13 protein-coding genes and 1 pseudogene are annotated in these 15,090 nt (G+C 72.2%); 4 read left to right on the top strand and 10 right to left on the bottom strand.

Features of this window, described 5'->3' with window-relative positions; genetic code table 11:
- Positions 1-761, top strand: a 761-nt coding sequence (locus tag ACFYT4_RS33525) for a gamma-glutamyltransferase (protein ID WP_389277803.1), incomplete at its 5' end; no start/stop codon positions are given.
- A 338-nt stretch (positions 762-1,099) separates the two neighbouring features.
- Here the strand turns inward: ACFYT4_RS33525 and ACFYT4_RS33520 are convergent.
- Positions 1,100-2,272: an acyl-CoA dehydrogenase family protein gene (locus ACFYT4_RS33520; protein WP_389277800.1), complete on the bottom strand. Its 1,173-nt coding sequence runs from the start codon at positions 2,270-2,272 to the stop codon at positions 1,100-1,102.
- Between the two features lie 360 nt (positions 2,273-2,632).
- Here ACFYT4_RS33520 and ACFYT4_RS33515 point away from each other — a divergent pair, with 360 nt between their 5' ends.
- Complete coding sequence (locus tag ACFYT4_RS33515; RefSeq protein ID WP_389277797.1) at positions 2,633-3,904, top strand: glycoside hydrolase family 18 protein; 1,272 nt, start codon at positions 2,633-2,635, stop codon at positions 3,902-3,904.
- A gap of 263 nt (positions 3,905-4,167) precedes the next feature.
- Here the strand turns inward: ACFYT4_RS33515 and ACFYT4_RS33510 are convergent.
- The 3 genes and pseudogenes from ACFYT4_RS33510 to ACFYT4_RS33500 all read right to left on the bottom strand — a co-directional run.
- Positions 4,168-4,788: pseudogene (locus tag ACFYT4_RS33510) on the bottom strand (TetR/AcrR family transcriptional regulator); the annotation flags it as partial.
- A gap of 170 nt (positions 4,789-4,958) precedes the next feature.
- Positions 4,959-5,123: an SCO1431 family membrane protein gene (locus ACFYT4_RS33505; RefSeq protein ID WP_389277794.1), complete on the bottom strand. Its 165-nt coding sequence runs from the start codon at positions 5,121-5,123 to the stop codon at positions 4,959-4,961.
- 215 nt (positions 5,124-5,338) lie between these two features.
- Positions 5,339-6,700 (bottom strand): peptidase C39 family protein, encoded by a 1,362-nt coding sequence (locus ACFYT4_RS33500; RefSeq protein WP_389277791.1) that lies wholly within the window; start codon positions 6,698-6,700, stop codon positions 5,339-5,341.
- 347 nt (positions 6,701-7,047) lie between these two features.
- On the opposite strand from ACFYT4_RS33500, the gene ACFYT4_RS33495 reads away from it, so the two are divergent.
- Both ACFYT4_RS33495 and ACFYT4_RS33490 read left to right on the top strand, forming a co-directional pair.
- Entirely contained in the window at positions 7,048-7,662 is a 615-nt protein-coding gene (locus ACFYT4_RS33495; protein WP_389277788.1) for a uridine kinase, read from the top strand.
- A gap of 405 nt (positions 7,663-8,067) precedes the next feature.
- Entirely contained in the window at positions 8,068-9,960 is a 1,893-nt protein-coding gene (locus ACFYT4_RS33490) for an AAA family ATPase (protein WP_389277814.1), read from the top strand.
- Between the two features lie 65 nt (positions 9,961-10,025).
- On the opposite strand, the gene ACFYT4_RS33485 is transcribed toward ACFYT4_RS33490, so the two are convergent.
- The 6 genes from ACFYT4_RS33485 to ribH form a co-directional block, all read right to left on the bottom strand.
- Entirely contained in the window at positions 10,026-11,108 is a 1,083-nt protein-coding gene (locus tag ACFYT4_RS33485; RefSeq protein WP_389277785.1) for a hemolysin family protein, read from the bottom strand.
- On the bottom strand, positions 11,105-12,499 hold the full coding sequence (locus ACFYT4_RS33480; RefSeq protein ID WP_389277782.1) for a hemolysin family protein: 1,395 nt from the start codon (positions 12,497-12,499) through the stop codon (positions 11,105-11,107). The genes ACFYT4_RS33485 and ACFYT4_RS33480 overlap by 4 nt, the downstream gene beginning before the upstream one ends.
- Positions 12,500-12,749: 250 nt before the next feature.
- Complete coding sequence (locus ACFYT4_RS33475) at positions 12,750-13,214, bottom strand: PH domain-containing protein (RefSeq protein ID WP_389277812.1); 465 nt, start codon at positions 13,212-13,214, stop codon at positions 12,750-12,752.
- 53 nt (positions 13,215-13,267) lie between these two features.
- Positions 13,268-14,116, bottom strand: coding sequence for an ATP phosphoribosyltransferase (gene hisG / locus ACFYT4_RS33470; RefSeq protein ID WP_389277779.1), 849 nt, complete (start codon positions 14,114-14,116; stop codon positions 13,268-13,270).
- 75 nt (positions 14,117-14,191) lie between these two features.
- Positions 14,192-14,473 (bottom strand): phosphoribosyl-ATP diphosphatase, encoded by a 282-nt coding sequence (locus ACFYT4_RS33465; protein WP_389277776.1) that lies wholly within the window; start codon positions 14,471-14,473, stop codon positions 14,192-14,194.
- A gap of 33 nt (positions 14,474-14,506) precedes the next feature.
- Positions 14,507-14,992: a 6,7-dimethyl-8-ribityllumazine synthase gene (gene ribH, locus ACFYT4_RS33460; RefSeq protein ID WP_389277773.1), complete on the bottom strand. Its 486-nt coding sequence runs from the start codon at positions 14,990-14,992 to the stop codon at positions 14,507-14,509.
- Between the last annotated feature and the right edge of the window lie 98 nt (positions 14,993-15,090).

Here is a 15,090-nt window from a genome sequence, read left to right as displayed (position 1 = left end):
TGGCGGGGTTGGGTGGGCGGGGTCTGCCGTCGGAGGATCCGGAGAGTCTGTATCTGATGCTCCGGATCGTGGAGGAGGCCTGGCACCACGGACTGACCTCGGTGCCCAACGGCCTGTACGACCCCGACGAGTCCCTGGAGGCGATGCTCGCCGCGGTGTCGCCCGAAACCGCCGAGAAGCTGTTGCCGCGGGTGCTGCACGGTCCGCCGCGTCCGTTCGACGCGATGAACATGGGCACGAACGCGATCGTCGCGGTCGACGAGAACGGCATGATCGCCCACGGCACCCACTCGGCCACCTCCACCCCCTTCGGGGTCGGCCTGATGGTCGACGGAGTCATCGTCCCGCGGCCCATCACGCTGTACGCCTCCCCCATGGTGCCGATGCCCGTGGGGTGGGCGACGTCGCTGCTCGCGGTGCGGGACGGCCGTCCGGTGTTCACGGCGGGCTCCCCGAGCATCTCCGCGCTGCAGAACGTCTTCCAGAACGCGGTCAACGTCCTGGAACGCGGGATGACCCCCGGAGAATCCGTACAGCAGCCCCTGTTCGGCGCGTCCCTCCACCCCAGCCGCCGCCCCATGGTCGAAGCCACCATGGGCGAACACGTGATCAGCGCCGTCGAGAACCGCGGACTCCCCCTGCGCACCGTCTCCCCCTGGGAACCCGAAATGGGCAGCTGCCACGCCCTCTCCTTCGACACCGACGGCACCGTCCACGGCGCCGCCGACCCCCGCCGCCTCGGCCGCGCCGCCGGCCACTGACCCCCACCCCCACACCCCAGAACCGTCATCATCCGGGAGCCGTGCCGCGTTCCCTCTCCCCCGGGGGCCGCACCGCTTCGACCCCACGTACACCGGCCGTCCGGTCGTCGGCCACCGCCGCCCCGGCCCTGGACGGACCCGGACCGCGTCGGGGTCCCGGCCCTCGTGCGGCGCGTTCACCGGGGCCCGGCCGACCACCCGTGGTTCTCCAAGGTGGCGGCGCCGAGGGGCCGAGAACCGCCCCCACCCTCCGGACGCGGCCGCGCACCACCGGACACCACAGGGTGCCGCGCCCTCACCGGGGCGCGGCACCCGTGCCGTTGTGGAGGCGGCGCCTCTCAGCGGGTCTCGGGGCCCACCAGATGGCGGGCGATGACCATGCGCTGGATCTGGTTGGTGCCCTCGACGATCTGGAGCGCCTTGGCCTCGCGCATGAAGCGCTCGGCGGGGAAGTCGGCGGTGTAGCCGTAACCGCCGAGCACCTGGACTGCGTCCGTCGTCACGCCCATCGCCGCATCCGTGCAGAACAGCTTCGCCATGGCGGCCTGCCGGGCGAAGGGGACACCCGCGTCACGCAGCCGGGCGGCGGCGAGATACAGGGCGCGACCCGCCTCGACGCGGGTCGCCATGTCGGCGAGCAGGAAGCGCAGCCCCTGGAAGTCGCTGACGGGCCGGCCGAACTGGCGGCGCATGGTGGCGTACGACAGCGCCTCGTCGAGGGCCGCCTGGGCGACGCCGATCGCGCAGGCCGCGATGCCCAGCCGGCCCGAGTCCAGGGCGGAGAGGGCGATCGCGAAGCCCTGTCCCTCGTCTCCGATGCGCCGGGCGTCGGGGACGCGCACCCCGTCGAAGTGGAGCTGCGCGGTGGGCGAGCCCTTCATGCCCATCTTCTTCTCGGGCGCGGCGGGGACCAGGCGTTCGGCGTCGCCGGGGACCAGGAAGGCGGTGATGCCGCGCGCGCCCTCCTCGCCGGTGCGGGCGAGGACCGTGTAGAAGTCGGCGATCCCGCCGTGGGTGATCCATGCCTTGGTGCCGGTGATCAGCCAGTCGTCACCGTCGCGCACCGCCCGGGTGCGCAGGGACGCCGCGTCGGAGCCGGAGGACGGCTCGGAGAGGCAGTACGCGCCGAGGAGGCCGCCGCCGAGCATGGCGGGCAGATGGGCGGCCTGCTGCTCCTTGGTGCCGTATCCGGCGAGGGCGTGGCAGGAGAGGGAGTGGACGCTGACACCGAGGCCCACGGTGAGGCGGGCGGCGGCGAGTTCTTCGAGGACCTGGAGGTAGACCTCGTACGGCTGGTCCCCGCCGCCGTACTCGCCGTCGTACGGGAGGCCGAGCAGGCCCGATTCGGACAGCAGGGTGAAGACCTCACGGGGGAAGCGGCCCGCGTCCTCCTCCTCGGCCGCCCGGGGGGCGATCTCCCGCTGGACGATCTCGCGTACCAGGGCCATCAGGTCCCTGGCCTCCTCGGTGGGCAGCTGGCGTTCCACCGGCTGCGGGGCGCGGTCGGACATGGCGGCGCTCTCCTCCCTGTCGGGCGCTGCGGTGGTGCGCGCCCAGGGTGTGTGCGCGTTCCACCGATTTTTCTGCCAGGCCGATGCTGCCCTTCCGGATCACGAAAAGGCCCCATGGCGGCCGTTGGCGCGTCGAGTATGCCCGATCAGCGCAGGTCGCGTCACGGGTTGATCACCACAGCGGTCCCACGCCGATCACCCGACTGCATCCCGCCAAGCTGCCCGCGGCGGGTCGGCGAGCCATTGACCTCAATGGTCCAGACCTTCTATCGTCCCCCGGGAATGGCCGCGTCCATGACAAAGTCGTCCGACGATCGGCCCCTTCCCCCCACTGTTCTCCCTCCCCCACGAGGAGATCCCATGACCGTTCCTCTCCGCCCCCGCGCCCGCATACGGGCGCTGATCGCCGCGGCGTGTACGGCCGTACTCGGAGCGACCCTGCTCGGCGGGGCCCACACGGCCGCCGCCGAATCCTCCGTCCCCGCCGCTGCCCCCGCAGCCCGGCCCGCCGCTCCCGCGCCCGTCGCGGCCGGCGACAAGGTGATCGGCTACTTCGCCCAATGGGGCATCTACAGCCGGAACTACCACGTCAAGAACATCAGCACCTCCGGCTCGGCCTCCAAGCTGACGCACATCAACTACGCCTTCGGCAACGTCACCGGCGGCCAGTGCGCCATCGGCGACTCCTACGCCGACTACGACAAGGCGTACACCGCCGACCAGAGCGTCGACGGTGTGGCGGACACCTGGGACCAGCCGCTGCGCGGCAACTTCAACCAGCTGCGCAAGCTCAAGAAGCAGAACCCGAACCTGAAGATCCTCTGGTCGTTCGGCGGCTGGACCTGGTCCGGCGGCTTCGGCCAGGCGGCGGCCAACCCCACGGCCTTCGCCGAGTCCTGCTACCGGCTGGTCGAGGACCCGCGCTGGGCCGATGTCTTCGACGGCATCGACATCGACTGGGAGTACCCCAACGCCTGCGGACTGACCTGTGACAGCAGCGGTCGCGAGTCCTTCGTGTCGCTGATGTCCGCCCTGCGCGCCAGGTTCGGCAGTACGAATCTGGTGACCGCGGCCATCACGGCGGACGCGTCGGCCGGCGGGAAGATGGACGCCGCGAACTACGCGGGCGCGGCCCAGTACGTCGACTGGTACCTCCCGATGACGTACGACTTCTTCGGCGCCTGGGCGGCCCAGGGCCCGACGGCCCCGCACTCGCCGCTCACCTCCTACCCGGGCATCCCGCAGGACGGCTTCAACTCCGACGCGGCGATCCAGAAGCTCAAGCGCCTGGGCGTGCCCTCCTCCAAGCTGCTCCTCGGCGTCGGGTTCTACGGGCGCGGCTGGAACGGAGTGACCCAGAGCGCGCCCGGCGGCACCGCGACGGGCCCGGCCCCCGGCCGGTACGAGCAGGGCATCGACGACTACAAGGAGCTCAAGAACCGGTGCCCGGTGAACGGGACGGTCGGCGGGACCGCGTACGCGCACTGCGGCAACCAGTGGTGGAGCTACGACACCCCGGCCACCCTCGCCGGGAAGATGAACTACAAGAACCAGCAGGGGCTGGGCGGCACGTTCTTCTGGGAGCTGAGCGGCGACACCGCCGACGGTGAGCTCATCAGGTCGCTCGGCTAGTCACACGCGGGGCGAGCGCACGCGGGGCGAGCGCACGCGGGGCGAGCGCACGCGGGGCGGGGAGCCGGATCGGCTCCCCGCCCCTGCGCCGTGCCCGTGTCGCCGCGCCCCGCGCGAGGCCGCCCTCAGTGCCCGGCGGCCTGAGGGACGGCGGACCCCGGCTCATCCGGGCCGTCGTCCGTTCGCCCCGGAGCGGCGGCGGCCCCGGACACGGCTGCGGCCCCCGGACCGTCGTCCTGGGGATACGGCGGCGGCATGGGCTCCCGCGGCGGCTGCGGGCAGCCCGGCTCGAACTCCTCGATGGTGCCGAGGGTCGCCCTCAGCAGCCGCATCAGCAGCGCGCAGACCAGTTCCCGGTCCGGTCCCCGGTGGGTCAGCCAGTCCAGCGTGATCTGCTCGACGCCGCTGAGCCAGCCCAGCAGCGCGAGCCGGGCGAGCACCGGGATGTCCCGCCGGCCGTACGCGCCCTCCGCGATGGTGTGGATCAGCTCCTCGCGCACCCCGTCCCTGAGGGACTGGACCTGGGGGTCGAAGCCGACCCCTCCGGTGACGATGGTGCGGAACGCGGCCTGGTTGTTCTGGGCGTACCGCAGATATCCGTCGACGGTGCGCCGCACCCGCTGGGCGCGGGGTGCCCCGGCGTCACCGGAGGCGCGGGAGACCAGGTCCGTGACGGAGTCCTCGATGACCGCGAGGTAGTAGCCGCGCTTGCTCTTGAAGTAGTAGTAGATCAAGCCCTTGGCGACCCCGGCGTGGCGCGCGATGTCATCCATCGACAGCGCGTCGTAGGAGGTGTCGGCGAACAACTTCCGGCCGGTCGCGATGAGTTCGGTACGCCGGATCCGGGACCTCTCGGTCGCTCCGCGCGGCTCACCCTTGTCCAATGCACGCCCTAGTCTCGGATCCGACGCAGGATCTGCGCAGTATGACAGAGCTGCACAGCCGTTCGGACGGGCGGCGACACGACGGCCGGGAGTGCCCCGGGGCGTGTCCGCCACGACACCGGCACATCAACCGGACGAGCGGTCTCCGGGCCGACGGGCGGGGCAACGGACTACATCAGGCCGAGCCGGGTGACGAGGACGGCGAGCACGACGACGAGTGTCCAGCCGAGGATGTGCTCCAGGACGTTCGACTCGTCGCCGGGGCCTCCCGTCCGGGCACGGGCCGAGGCCACGGCAACAGCGACGGCAGGGGCGGGAGTGGCGCTTGAGGTCATGGCGGTCTCATCTGCTCGAAGTGCGGGTGCGGGCGGGTCCGGAGTGCGCGCTCCGGACCCGCGCCCGGAGTGCGGGCTCCGGGCGTACGCCTCGGGGGCGTATGTCCCGTTGGTCCGGACCCACAGTGCCAGGGCGCGGCCCCGGGGGCAGTGACCTGCGTCTCCCTCCCCCGGGACTCCCCCGCCGGCGGACCCGGCGGGTGCCCGCGTGCCCGTCAGTGGATACCGAGGGCCGCCAGTGCCCGGCGCTGAGCGGGCGAGGGGCGCTCCGGCCAGTACAGATAGCAGACGCCACCCGTGCCGGACACCACTCTCCCGCTCGCGTTGTACCGCTTGGTCCGGAGCCAGATGTTCTCCCACTCCCGTCTGCGGTAGACCCGGCGCACGGCGTCATTGGCCGGTGAGGCCGGATCGTTGGCGATCACATCGCCGTCGGGTGTGAAACCGATCACGGTCATCAGATGGCCCGCGGTGCCGTAGCCCGCGCCGGTCAGTTCCTTCTCCAGGAACGACTGCGACGTTATGGCCGGGATTCCGGCCCGCACGAGCCGTTCCAGATCGGTCAGCGAGGAGAGCCGGGTCACCACCGCGTTCATGCCCGGGTAGGTCGCCGCGTAGGCGGCGTTGAAGGGCCAGTTCCCGCAGCCGTCGTACTGATGGTCGAAGGTCTGGCGGGCCGCGTGGCAGACCTGGGGATCGTCGTAGGCCGGATCGACCCAGGCCAGGTCCTCCGCACGGGGCCGCCGGCCCCAGTACTCGATGATCATCTGCGAGGAGGTCGGACTGCACCACGCCTCGCCGCCGTTGTCGTACTCCGGGTACCGCCCGATGTGGATGTTCTGCGAATAGCGCGGTACGGCCAGCTCCCGCGCGGGCCCCGGCTCGGAGGCGGGCACGGTGAACCGGTCCGGCACGTCCGACGCCATCGCGCCCAGCCGCCGGACCGTCGGGGTGAGCCGGGTGCCCGGCCTGCGGTACAGCGTGAGCCGCAGGCGGTACGAGGTCAGCCGCAGACCGCTCGCGGGGTCGTCGACCGAGAAGGTGTCCGTCCAGATCGTGGCCCTGCCGTCGGTCTGGTCGTCGACCGAGGTGCGCTTGATGTCCTCGTCGCCCGCCGCCCAGCGGCCCATGACGAACCACGGGGTCGCGGTGCCGTCGGAGTAGGTCCCGGCCAGCTCCACCTGGAGCCAGGTGCCGGGCGGGGTGCGCGCGTTCCAGGAGGCGACGACCTCGGTCGCGGGGACCCGGGGCCGGTGGACGGGCGAGGTCCAGGTGCCGTACTCCCAGGACTCCGTACGCCCGGTGTGCGGGTCGGTGTACCGGGCGGCGCCCGCGGGGCGGGCGATGACGACACCGGAGCGGCGGCCCGCCGGGGCCCGGGTGCCGTCCGGCGTACCGCGGCGCCAGTCGGTGTAGGAGGACCAGAAACGGTTGTCCACGAAACAGGACGTCCGCCCGGCGACGGCGGGAGCGGCGGGGTGGTCGGCAGCGGCGGCCGACGAGGACAGCGCACCCGCCCCCGCGGCCACCGCGATCGCGGCGCCCAGCACGGTTCTGCGCGAAGTGGCTCTGGCCATGGAACCCCCAAGTCGGGTGTGCTCGGCATCGGGTACGGATCGTCGTGCGGATCGTGATGCTGCTCGTCCTGCGGCTCGCGGTGCGATGGATCTCCCGTGCGGTACGGCTGCGCGTGGTGGATCTCCCGTGCGGTACGGCTCCGTTCGGCTCGCGGCGGGTACGGCTCCGTGCGGTGCGGCCCCTGCGGGGCGCGCGGTCACGGGGCCGCGCCGCGGCGGTGCGCCGTGGCCACTATCCCGGTCCCGCCCGCCTTCGGCCAGCGTCCGGAGGCCGCGTCGTCCCACCACTATCGGTCCGGACCGCCGGCGACGGCGGTGTCGGCGCGCCGCGGCCGTAGGGTGGCCGCATGGACGACCTCGCCCGGTGTGCCCGGGACCTGCGCGCGCTGCCGCCCTCCTGCGGGCCGGTGCGGCTGGTCGCGGTCGACGGCCACGCGGGCTCGGGCAAGAGCACCTTCGCCGCGCGGCTCGCCGAGGCACTCGGCACGGCCGGAGAGGCCGTACCCGTGCTGCATCTCGACGATCTGGCGAGCCACGAGGAGTATTTCGCCTGGACGGACAGGATGCTCGCCCAGGTGATCGGGCCGCTGTCGCACGGCGGGACCGCGCGGTACACCTCGTACGACTGGACGGCGCGCCGCTTCACCGGACCCCGCGCGCTCGCCCCGGCCCCGGTGGTGCTCATCGAGGGCGTCGGCGCCGGCCGGGCGGCCCTGCGCCCCCATCTGGCGCGGCTGCTCTGGATGGAGCGGGACCCCGAGGACTCCTGGCTGCGCGGCCGCCGGCGCGACGGAATCGGTCTCTCCGCCTTCTGGGACGGCTGGACAGCGGCGGAGACCCGCCATTTCCTGGCCGACCCTTCACGTCCGTTCGCGGATGCGCTGGTGAAGGAGCTTCCCGAGGGGTACAAGGTGCTGCCGGGACCTTCTGCGACCGCACGAAAGAATCAGATCATCACATAGAGTGACTGACTCCCCTTGGCATACCGAGTGGTCGGAGATCCTCCCGACGAGTGCCCGAACTCCGCTTGACCGACGGGGTGTACAGGTCTTACGTTCTCAATGTGCGGCTTTCTCAAGCCGCCGCAGACGCGAAGCCCCCGGTTGTTCCCCCGTGATCGGGGGCTTCGTTCTGTCCGTTCCCCCCGGTCACCGACCCGCCGCCTTCACCCTCGGTCACCGCCACCGGATCACTTCGCGGTGCCCTTAAGCTCGGCGTCCCTGCGCAGGTACGATGCACTCCGGTGGGGTCACATCCCGTCCACGGCAAGGCGGTTCAGTGCGTTACCCACGTCGCCCATCCGGCGCCGGGGGTTCCGGGGGTCGCCCCGGGAAAACACGGCACAGGTGCACTTTGTGGGGGACCTGATGGACATCGGCACGCAGGGCGCACAGGCCCCGGCCGACCTCGCCTGGGTGCGCGGCGTGGACGCGTACACCATGGGGGCCTACCCCCAGGCGGAAGAGGAGTTCCGCACCGCGGTGCGGCTCGACCCCGGGATGGCCGACGGCTGGCTCGGGCTGCACGCCCTGCGCGTCGACACCACGACCGCGCTGCTGCGCATGTACCGGGCCCGCGACCGCTTCGGCGAGCAGCGCTCCCGGCACCGCCGTACCCTCAACTCCTGGTACTGGCTCGGCTGGTGGGTCCAGCCGGTGCTGGAGAGCCCGCGCGATCTGCTGCTCGCGCACGCCTCCCACTGGCTCGACGGCCGCCATGTGCCCGAGCTGGACCGGGCGCTCGCCGGCCTGCCGCCCGTCGACGCCGACCCCCAGGTGCGCTTTCTGCACGCCTGCCGCGCCTATCTGGTCAAGGACTGGGAGCAGCTCGTACGCCACACCGAACCGCTGGTGAACGATCCCCTGCTGGGCATCGAGGCCGGGCTGTTCGGCGGGATGGCGCGGGTGCGCCTGGAGATGTACGGGCAGGCCGAGCCGCTGCTGTCCGCCGCGCTGATGCGCTGCCGCAGCGAGCAGCCGCAGCGCAAGGAGCTGCGCTACTGGCTGGCGCGGGCCCACGAGGGCACCGGCCGCAGCGCGGCGGCCCTGCCGCTGTACCGGGCCGTGCACCGGATCGACCCGGCGTTCATGGACACCTCGGCGCGGCTGACGGCGATCGCGGAGTACGACGGGATCGACGGCTACGACGAGACCGGGGGCCTCGCCGTGTCGTTCGCGGGCTACGGCCCGGACGTCGCCGAGGAGCGGGCGGAGGGGGACTCGTCGCCGACGGCCGAGTCCCGGGCCGGCGCCGATCCGGGGACCCAGCCGCCGGGTGCGGTGCCCGCCGAGCCGCCCGAGTTCATGCGCCGGCGGGCGGTGCTGCCCGCGCAGCCCGCTCCCCCGCTGTTCCCCTCGGGGCCCACCGACCCCGCGCTGCTCTCCGAGGCGCTCACCGAGCTGGAGCGCATGGTGGGCATGGAGCCGGTGAAGAGACAGGTCAAGGCGCTCTCCGCCCAGCTGGAGATGGCCCGGCTGCGGGCGACCCAGGGGCTGCCCGTCCAGCCGCCGAAGCGGCATTTTGTCTTCTCCGGCCCCTCCGGCACGGGCAAGACGACCGTCGCCCGGATACTGGGCCGGGTCTTCTACGCCCTCGGACTGCTCGGCGGGGACCATCTGGTGGAGGCCCAGCGCTCCGATCTGGTGGGTGAGTTCCTCGGCCAGACGGCGGTGAAGGCCAATGAGCTGATCGACTCGGCGCTCGGCGGGGTGCTGTTCGTCGACGAGGCGTACAGCCTGTCGAACACGGGCTACTCCAAGGGCGACGCCTACGGCGACGAGGCCCTTCAGGTCCTGCTGAAGCGGGCCGAGGACAACCGCGACCACCTGGTGGTCATCCTGGCGGGCTATCCGGAGGGCATGGACCGTCTGCTCGCCGCCAACCCGGGGCTGACCTCCCGCTTCACCACCCGGGTCGACTTCCCCTCGTACCGCCCGCTGGAGCTGACCGCGATAGGCGGGGTGCTGGCCGCGGAGAACGGCGACGTGTGGGACGAGGAGGCCGTCGAGGAGCTGCGCTCCATCTGCGGCCACGTGGTCGACCAGAGCTGGATCGACGAGCTGGGCAACGGCCGGTTCCTCCGCACGCTGTACGAGAAGAGCTGCGCGTACCGCGATCTGCGGCTGTCCGGCTATCCGGGCACACCGACCCGGGAGGACCTGTCGACCCTCAGACTCCCGGATCTGATGCAGGCGTACGGAGAGGTCCTGTCGGGCCGCGGTCCGCTCGACCGCGGCCCCCAGGACCCCCCGCTGGCCTGATCCCGTCCCGGCCGGTCCCCGCCCGGCCGCCCTGCTGAGCCGGTCCCCGGCCGGGCGGGCCCTGCTCAGCCGACCAGGGCGATGTCCCCGGTGGTACGGGCCGTCCGGGCGGCCGTGGTCCGGTGGGACGGATCGCGGACCTCGCCGACGAGCGTCTCCAGGACGTCCTCCAGCGCCACCAGCCCCAGTACCTCTCCGGACGCGTCGGCGACCTGCGCGAGATGGGCCGCGGCCCGGCGCATCACGGTGAGGGCGTCGTCCAGGGGCAGCTCGGAGCGCAGGGTCGCCATCGGCCGCCAGATCTGCTGGGGCACCGCCCGGTCGGGCTCCTCCAGATCGAGGACGTCCTTGACATGGAGGTAGCCCATGTACGGGCCGGTGCCCTCACCGCTGACCGGGAAGCGGGAGTAGCCGGTGCGTACCGTCAGCTCCTCGATCCGGCGGGGGGTGACCGACGGCGGGACCGTCACCAGGGCGGAGCGGGCGATCAGCACATCGGTGACCGGGCGGCTGCCCAGTCCCAGCGCGTCCTCCAGCCGCTCCTGCTCGGCCGGCTCCAGCAGCCCCGCCTGGCCCGAGTCCTCGACGAGCCGCCCCAGCTGGGTACTGGTGAACACCGCCTCCACCTCGTCCCTCGGCTCGACCCTGAAGGCCCTCAGCACCACCCGGGCGCACGCCCCGAGCGCCGCCGTCACGGGACGGCACAGCCGGGCGAAGGCGACCAGCCCCGGACTGAACCGGAGCGCGGTCCGCTCCGGGGCGGCCATCGCCAGATTCTTCGGGAGCATCTCGCCGATGACCAGATGCAGAAAGACGACCACCGCCAGCGCGATCACATAGCCCAGCGGATGGATCAGCTCGTCGGGCACCTCGGCGGCGTGGAACAGCGGCTCCAGCAGACGCGCCACGGTCGGCTCGGCGACCGCGCCGAGCGTCAGCGAGCAGACGGTGATGCCGAACTGGGCCGCCGCCATCATCTGCGGCAGGTTCTCCAGCCCGTGCAGCACCTGCCGGGCACGTGCCGACCCGGCCGCCGCCAGGGGTTCGATCTGGCTGCGGCGCACCGAGACCAGGGCGAACTCGGCGCCCACGAAGAAGCCGTTGGCGAGCACCAGCAGGCCCGCGAGCACGAGTTGCAGCGCGCTCATCGGACCGCCTCCGTCACGGACCGCGCGACGGCGGGGGCCACCGGTCCGGCGGCCGGCGGCCACGCCCCGGCCGCCGCGGTGTCCGCCGTACGCACCAGACGGACCCGTTCCGCGCGGTAGCGGTCCACCTGCCGTACGGAGAGCCGCCAGCCGGGCAGCTCGGCCCGGTCGCCGGGGGCGGGGATACGCCCGAGCAGATCGGCGACCAGCCCGGCCACCGTCTCGTACGGCCCGTCGGGCACCTCAAGGCCTATCCGGCGCAGGGTGAGGACCCGGCAGCTGCCGTCGGCCTCCCAGGCGGGCCTGCCGTCCTCGGCGGGCAGCGGCGCGAGTTCGAGCCGGGCGTCGCACTCGGTGTCGTGCTCGTCGCGCACCTCGCCGACCAGTTCCTCGACGATGTCCTCCAGGGTGACGACCCCGGCCGTACCCCCGTACTCGTCGACGACCACGGCGATCGGCTGCTCACTACGCAGCCGCTCCAGCAGACGGTGCACGGGCAGGGTGCCCGGCACCAGCAGCGGGGGCACGGCGACCGCCTCGACCGGGGTGCGGATGCGCTCGGGCGCCGGTACGGCGAGCGCGGCCTTGAGATGGACCATCCCGACGATCTCGTCGATGCGCTCGCGGTAGACGGGGAAGCGCGAGAGCCCGGTCGCGCGGGTGAGGTTGAGGACGTCCGCCGCGGTGGCGTCGCTCTGGAGGGCGTTCATCCGCACCCGGGGGGTCATCACGTGCTGGGCCGTGAGATGGCCGAGGGAGAGGGAGCGGACGAAGAGGTCCGCGGTGTCCTGCTCCAGTGCCCCCGCCCGCGCCGAGTGGCGGGCCAGGGACACCAGCTCCCCCGGGGTGCGGGCGGATGCCAGCTCCTCGGCGGGTTCGACGCCGAAGAGCCGTACGAGACGGTTGGCGACGGCGTTCAGCAGGGTGATGACCGGCCGGAACACGGTCGAGAACAGCCGCTGGGGGCCGGCGACGAACCGGGCGACCTGGAGCGGACGGGAGACCGCCCAGTTCTTGGGGACCAGCTCGCCGATCACCATCTGGACGGCGGAGGCGAGCAGCATTCCCACGACCACCGCGATCCCGGACACGGCCCCTTCGGGCAGCCCGGTCGCGGTGAGAGGGCCGTCGAGCAGGCCCGCGAGCGCGGGCTCGGCGAGCATGCCGACGACCAGTGAGGTGATGGTGATGCCGAGCTGGGTGCCCGACAGCTGGAAGGACAGTTCCCGCAGGGCCTCGACGACTCCGCGGGCTCTGCGGTCCCCGTCGGCGGCGGCCCGTTCGGCGTCGGGCCGCTCGACCGTGACGAGGCCGAACTCGGCCGCCACGAAAAAACCGTTGGCGAGGATCAGGAGGAATGCCGCGCAGAGCAGCAACAGGGAGGTGTTCATGCCGCCGCCTCCCGGGAGGGGGCGGCGCGGGTACTACCGGACGATCCGTCCATTGCCGGAGGGAGTCACTCCTCGGTTCGCAGGGGGTTCCGCGGGCCGCCGGCGGCGAGCTGCCGCAGGCGGCCGGATGAGGCGGAACGGCGCGCACCGGGCGCCGTCACGACCAGATTAGTCGGGTGCGCCGTGCCCCGGGCAGGGGTGGCGCCGGGCATCACCGCCCTGGCCGACCCCGGGTGGGCCGGGACGGTCCTCAGCCGGGCTCGCCGGACCCGTGGGATTCGGCGAGCGCCCGCAGCGCGCGGGCGTCGGCGATGGCCTGCTGCCGGGCGATCCCGGGCTGGATGCCGAGCGCGGGCAGGCTGGTGCCGTCGCTCAGGTCCAGGAAGACCCAGGGGTCACCCGGACGGAGGTTGACCCGCAGGATCTCCGCCCACTCCAGGCGCCGTACGCGGGTGAAGTTGACGACGGTGACGCCCGACTCCTCCGCGACCACCTTCGGCCTGCTCAGCAGGTACAGCGCCCCGAGGAAGAGCAGCGCGGTGACGACGAAGCTGATCCGCTCCCCGAAGCTGAGCCGTTCCAGCGTCAGCCCGACGGCGGTGATCACGCCGAACATCACCGTGCCGACGACCAGCAGGACGATACGGGTCCGGTTCGGCCGGAAGGTGACCGGGAGCGCGGGGGCTCCCGGCACGCGGGGGGCGGAGGCGGGCATGGTCTCGGTCATCTCTCAGATCTCTCAGATCCCTCAGAGGGTTCTGTGGTGCCTCAGAGCCTGCAGGCGTGGATGGAGGTGGTGAGGATGGCCCGGGCACCCAGGTCGTAGAGATCGTCCATGATCCGCTGGGCCTCCTTGGCGGCGACCATCGAGCGGACGGCGACCCAGCCCTCGTGGTGCAGCGGGGAGATGGTCGGGGACTCCAGGCCGGGGGTGAGGGCGACGGCCTGCTCCAGGTGCTCGACCCGGCAGTCGTAGTCCATCATCACGTAGCCGCGGGCGACCAGGACGCCCTGGAGGCGGCGCAGGAACTGCTGGACCTTGGGCTCCTCGGCGTCGGCCCCGGTGCGGCGGATCACGACGGCCTCCGAGGTCATGATCGGCTCTCCGATCACTTCGAGGCCCGCGTTGCGCAGCGAGGTCCCGGTCTCGACGACATCAGCGATGACCTGGGCGACGCCCAGCTCGATCGCGGTCTCGACGGCGCCGTCGAGGTGGACGACGGAGGCGTCGATGCCGTTGTCCGCGAGGTGCTTGGCGACGATTCCCTCGTACGAGGTCGCCACGGTCATCCCGCCGAAGTCCCGGACGCCCTCGGCGGTGCCGGGCTTGGTGGCGTAGCGGAAGGTGGAGCGGGCGAAGCCGAGCTGGAGGATCTCCTCGGCGCTGGCGCCGGAGTCGAGCAGCAGGTCACGGCCGGTGATACCGATGTCGAGACGGCCGGAGCTGACGTAGATCGCGATGTCGCGGGGGCGCAGATAGAAGAACTCGACCTCGTTCACCGGATCCACGAGCACCAGCTCCTTGGACTCCTTGCGCTGCTGGTAGCCGGCCTCATGGAGCATCGCCGACGCAGGTCCGGACAGTGAACCCTTGTTGGGAACGGCGATGCGCAGCATGAGGTCGGCTTCCTTACGTGAGGTACGGGTGGGGCGGTGGTACGCGGCGTACGGGAACGGCTGGGGCGGGGAGGGTCAGAGGTGGGCGTAGACGTCGTCGAGGGAGATCCCGCGCGCGACCATCATCACCTGGACGTGGTACAGCAGCTGCGAGATCTCCTCGGCGGCGGCTTCCTTGCCCTCGTACTCGGCGGCCATCCACACCTCGGCGGCCTCCTCGACGACCTTCTTGCCGATGGCGTGGACGCCCTGATCCACCAGCTCGGCGGTGCGGGAGGTGGCCGGGTCGCCGGTCTTCGCCTTGAGCTGGAGCTCGGCGAAGAGCTCTTCGAAACTTTTGCGGGTCGTGTTCGCCATGATGGTCTCAGGGTACGGGGTGCGGGGGTCCGTTCAGCGCCAGGGTTCGCTGAAGGAACGCAGGGTGGCGGCGGTGGCGACGGCCGCGGTGACGGCCTCGTGCCCCTTGTCCTCGCTGGACCCCTCGATCCCGGCGCGGTCCAGTGCCTGCTCCTCGGTGTCGCAGGTCAGCACGCCGAAGCCGACGGGTACGCCGGTGTCCACGGACACCTGGGTGAGGCCCTGGGTGACGCCCTGGCACACGTAGTCGAAGTGTGGCGTGCCGCCGCGGATGACGACGCCGAGGGCGACGATCGCGTGGTAGCCGCGGCCGGCGAGGGCCTTGGCGACGACGGGAAGTTCGAAGCTGCCGGGGACTCTCAGCAGGGTCGGCTCGTCGATGCCGAGTTCCCGCAGGGCGCGCAGGGCGCCGTCGACGAGTCCGTCCATGACCTTCTCGTGCCACTGCGCCGCGATGACGGCGACGCGGAGGTCTCCGCAGTTGCGTACGGACAGTTCTGGTGCGCCCTTGCCGCTCACACTTCTCCTCTGTTGGTGATGATGGTCGCCGGCCGTCCGGCGGTGGGGGTGCCGTCGGTGGTCACCGGCTGCCGTTCCCGGTCGACGGCTGCCGGGCC

The organism is Streptomyces sp. NPDC004609 (assembly GCF_042873655.1).
Taxonomy (GTDB): domain Bacteria; phylum Actinomycetota; class Actinomycetes; order Streptomycetales; family Streptomycetaceae; genus Streptomyces.
Note: the sequence above shows the minus strand (reverse complement) of the source record. Positions and strands in the feature narration are given on the sequence as shown.

Excerpts from the sequence above, each read along its gene's own strand:
- ACFYT4_RS33515 (WP_389277797.1), top strand. The coding sequence starts at position 2,633 with ATGACCGTTCCTCTCCGCCCCCGCGCCCGCATACGGGCGCTGATCGCC.
- ACFYT4_RS33485 (WP_389277785.1), bottom strand. The coding sequence starts at position 11,108 with ATGAGCGCGCTGCAACTCGTGCTCGCGGGCCTGCTGGTGCTCGCCAAC.
- ACFYT4_RS33490 (WP_389277814.1), top strand. The coding sequence starts at position 8,068 with ATGGACATCGGCACGCAGGGCGCACAGGCCCCGGCCGACCTCGCCTGG.
- ACFYT4_RS33475 (WP_389277812.1), bottom strand. The coding sequence starts at position 13,214 with ATGCCCGCCTCCGCCCCCCGCGTGCCGGGAGCCCCCGCGCTCCCGGTC.
- ACFYT4_RS33505 (WP_389277794.1), bottom strand. The coding sequence starts at position 5,123 with ATGACCTCAAGCGCCACTCCCGCCCCTGCCGTCGCTGTTGCCGTGGCC.
- hisG (WP_389277779.1), bottom strand. The coding sequence starts at position 14,116 with ATGCTGCGCATCGCCGTTCCCAACAAGGGTTCACTGTCCGGACCTGCG.
- ACFYT4_RS33480 (WP_389277782.1), bottom strand. The coding sequence starts at position 12,499 with ATGAACACCTCCCTGTTGCTGCTCTGCGCGGCATTCCTCCTGATCCTC.
- ACFYT4_RS33500 (WP_389277791.1), bottom strand. The coding sequence starts at position 6,700 with ATGGCCAGAGCCACTTCGCGCAGAACCGTGCTGGGCGCCGCGATCGCG.
- ACFYT4_RS33465 (WP_389277776.1), bottom strand. The coding sequence starts at position 14,473 with ATGGCGAACACGACCCGCAAAAGTTTCGAAGAGCTCTTCGCCGAGCTC.
- ACFYT4_RS33520 (WP_389277800.1), bottom strand. The coding sequence starts at position 2,272 with ATGTCCGACCGCGCCCCGCAGCCGGTGGAACGCCAGCTGCCCACCGAG.
- ACFYT4_RS33495 (WP_389277788.1), top strand. The coding sequence starts at position 7,048 with ATGGACGACCTCGCCCGGTGTGCCCGGGACCTGCGCGCGCTGCCGCCC.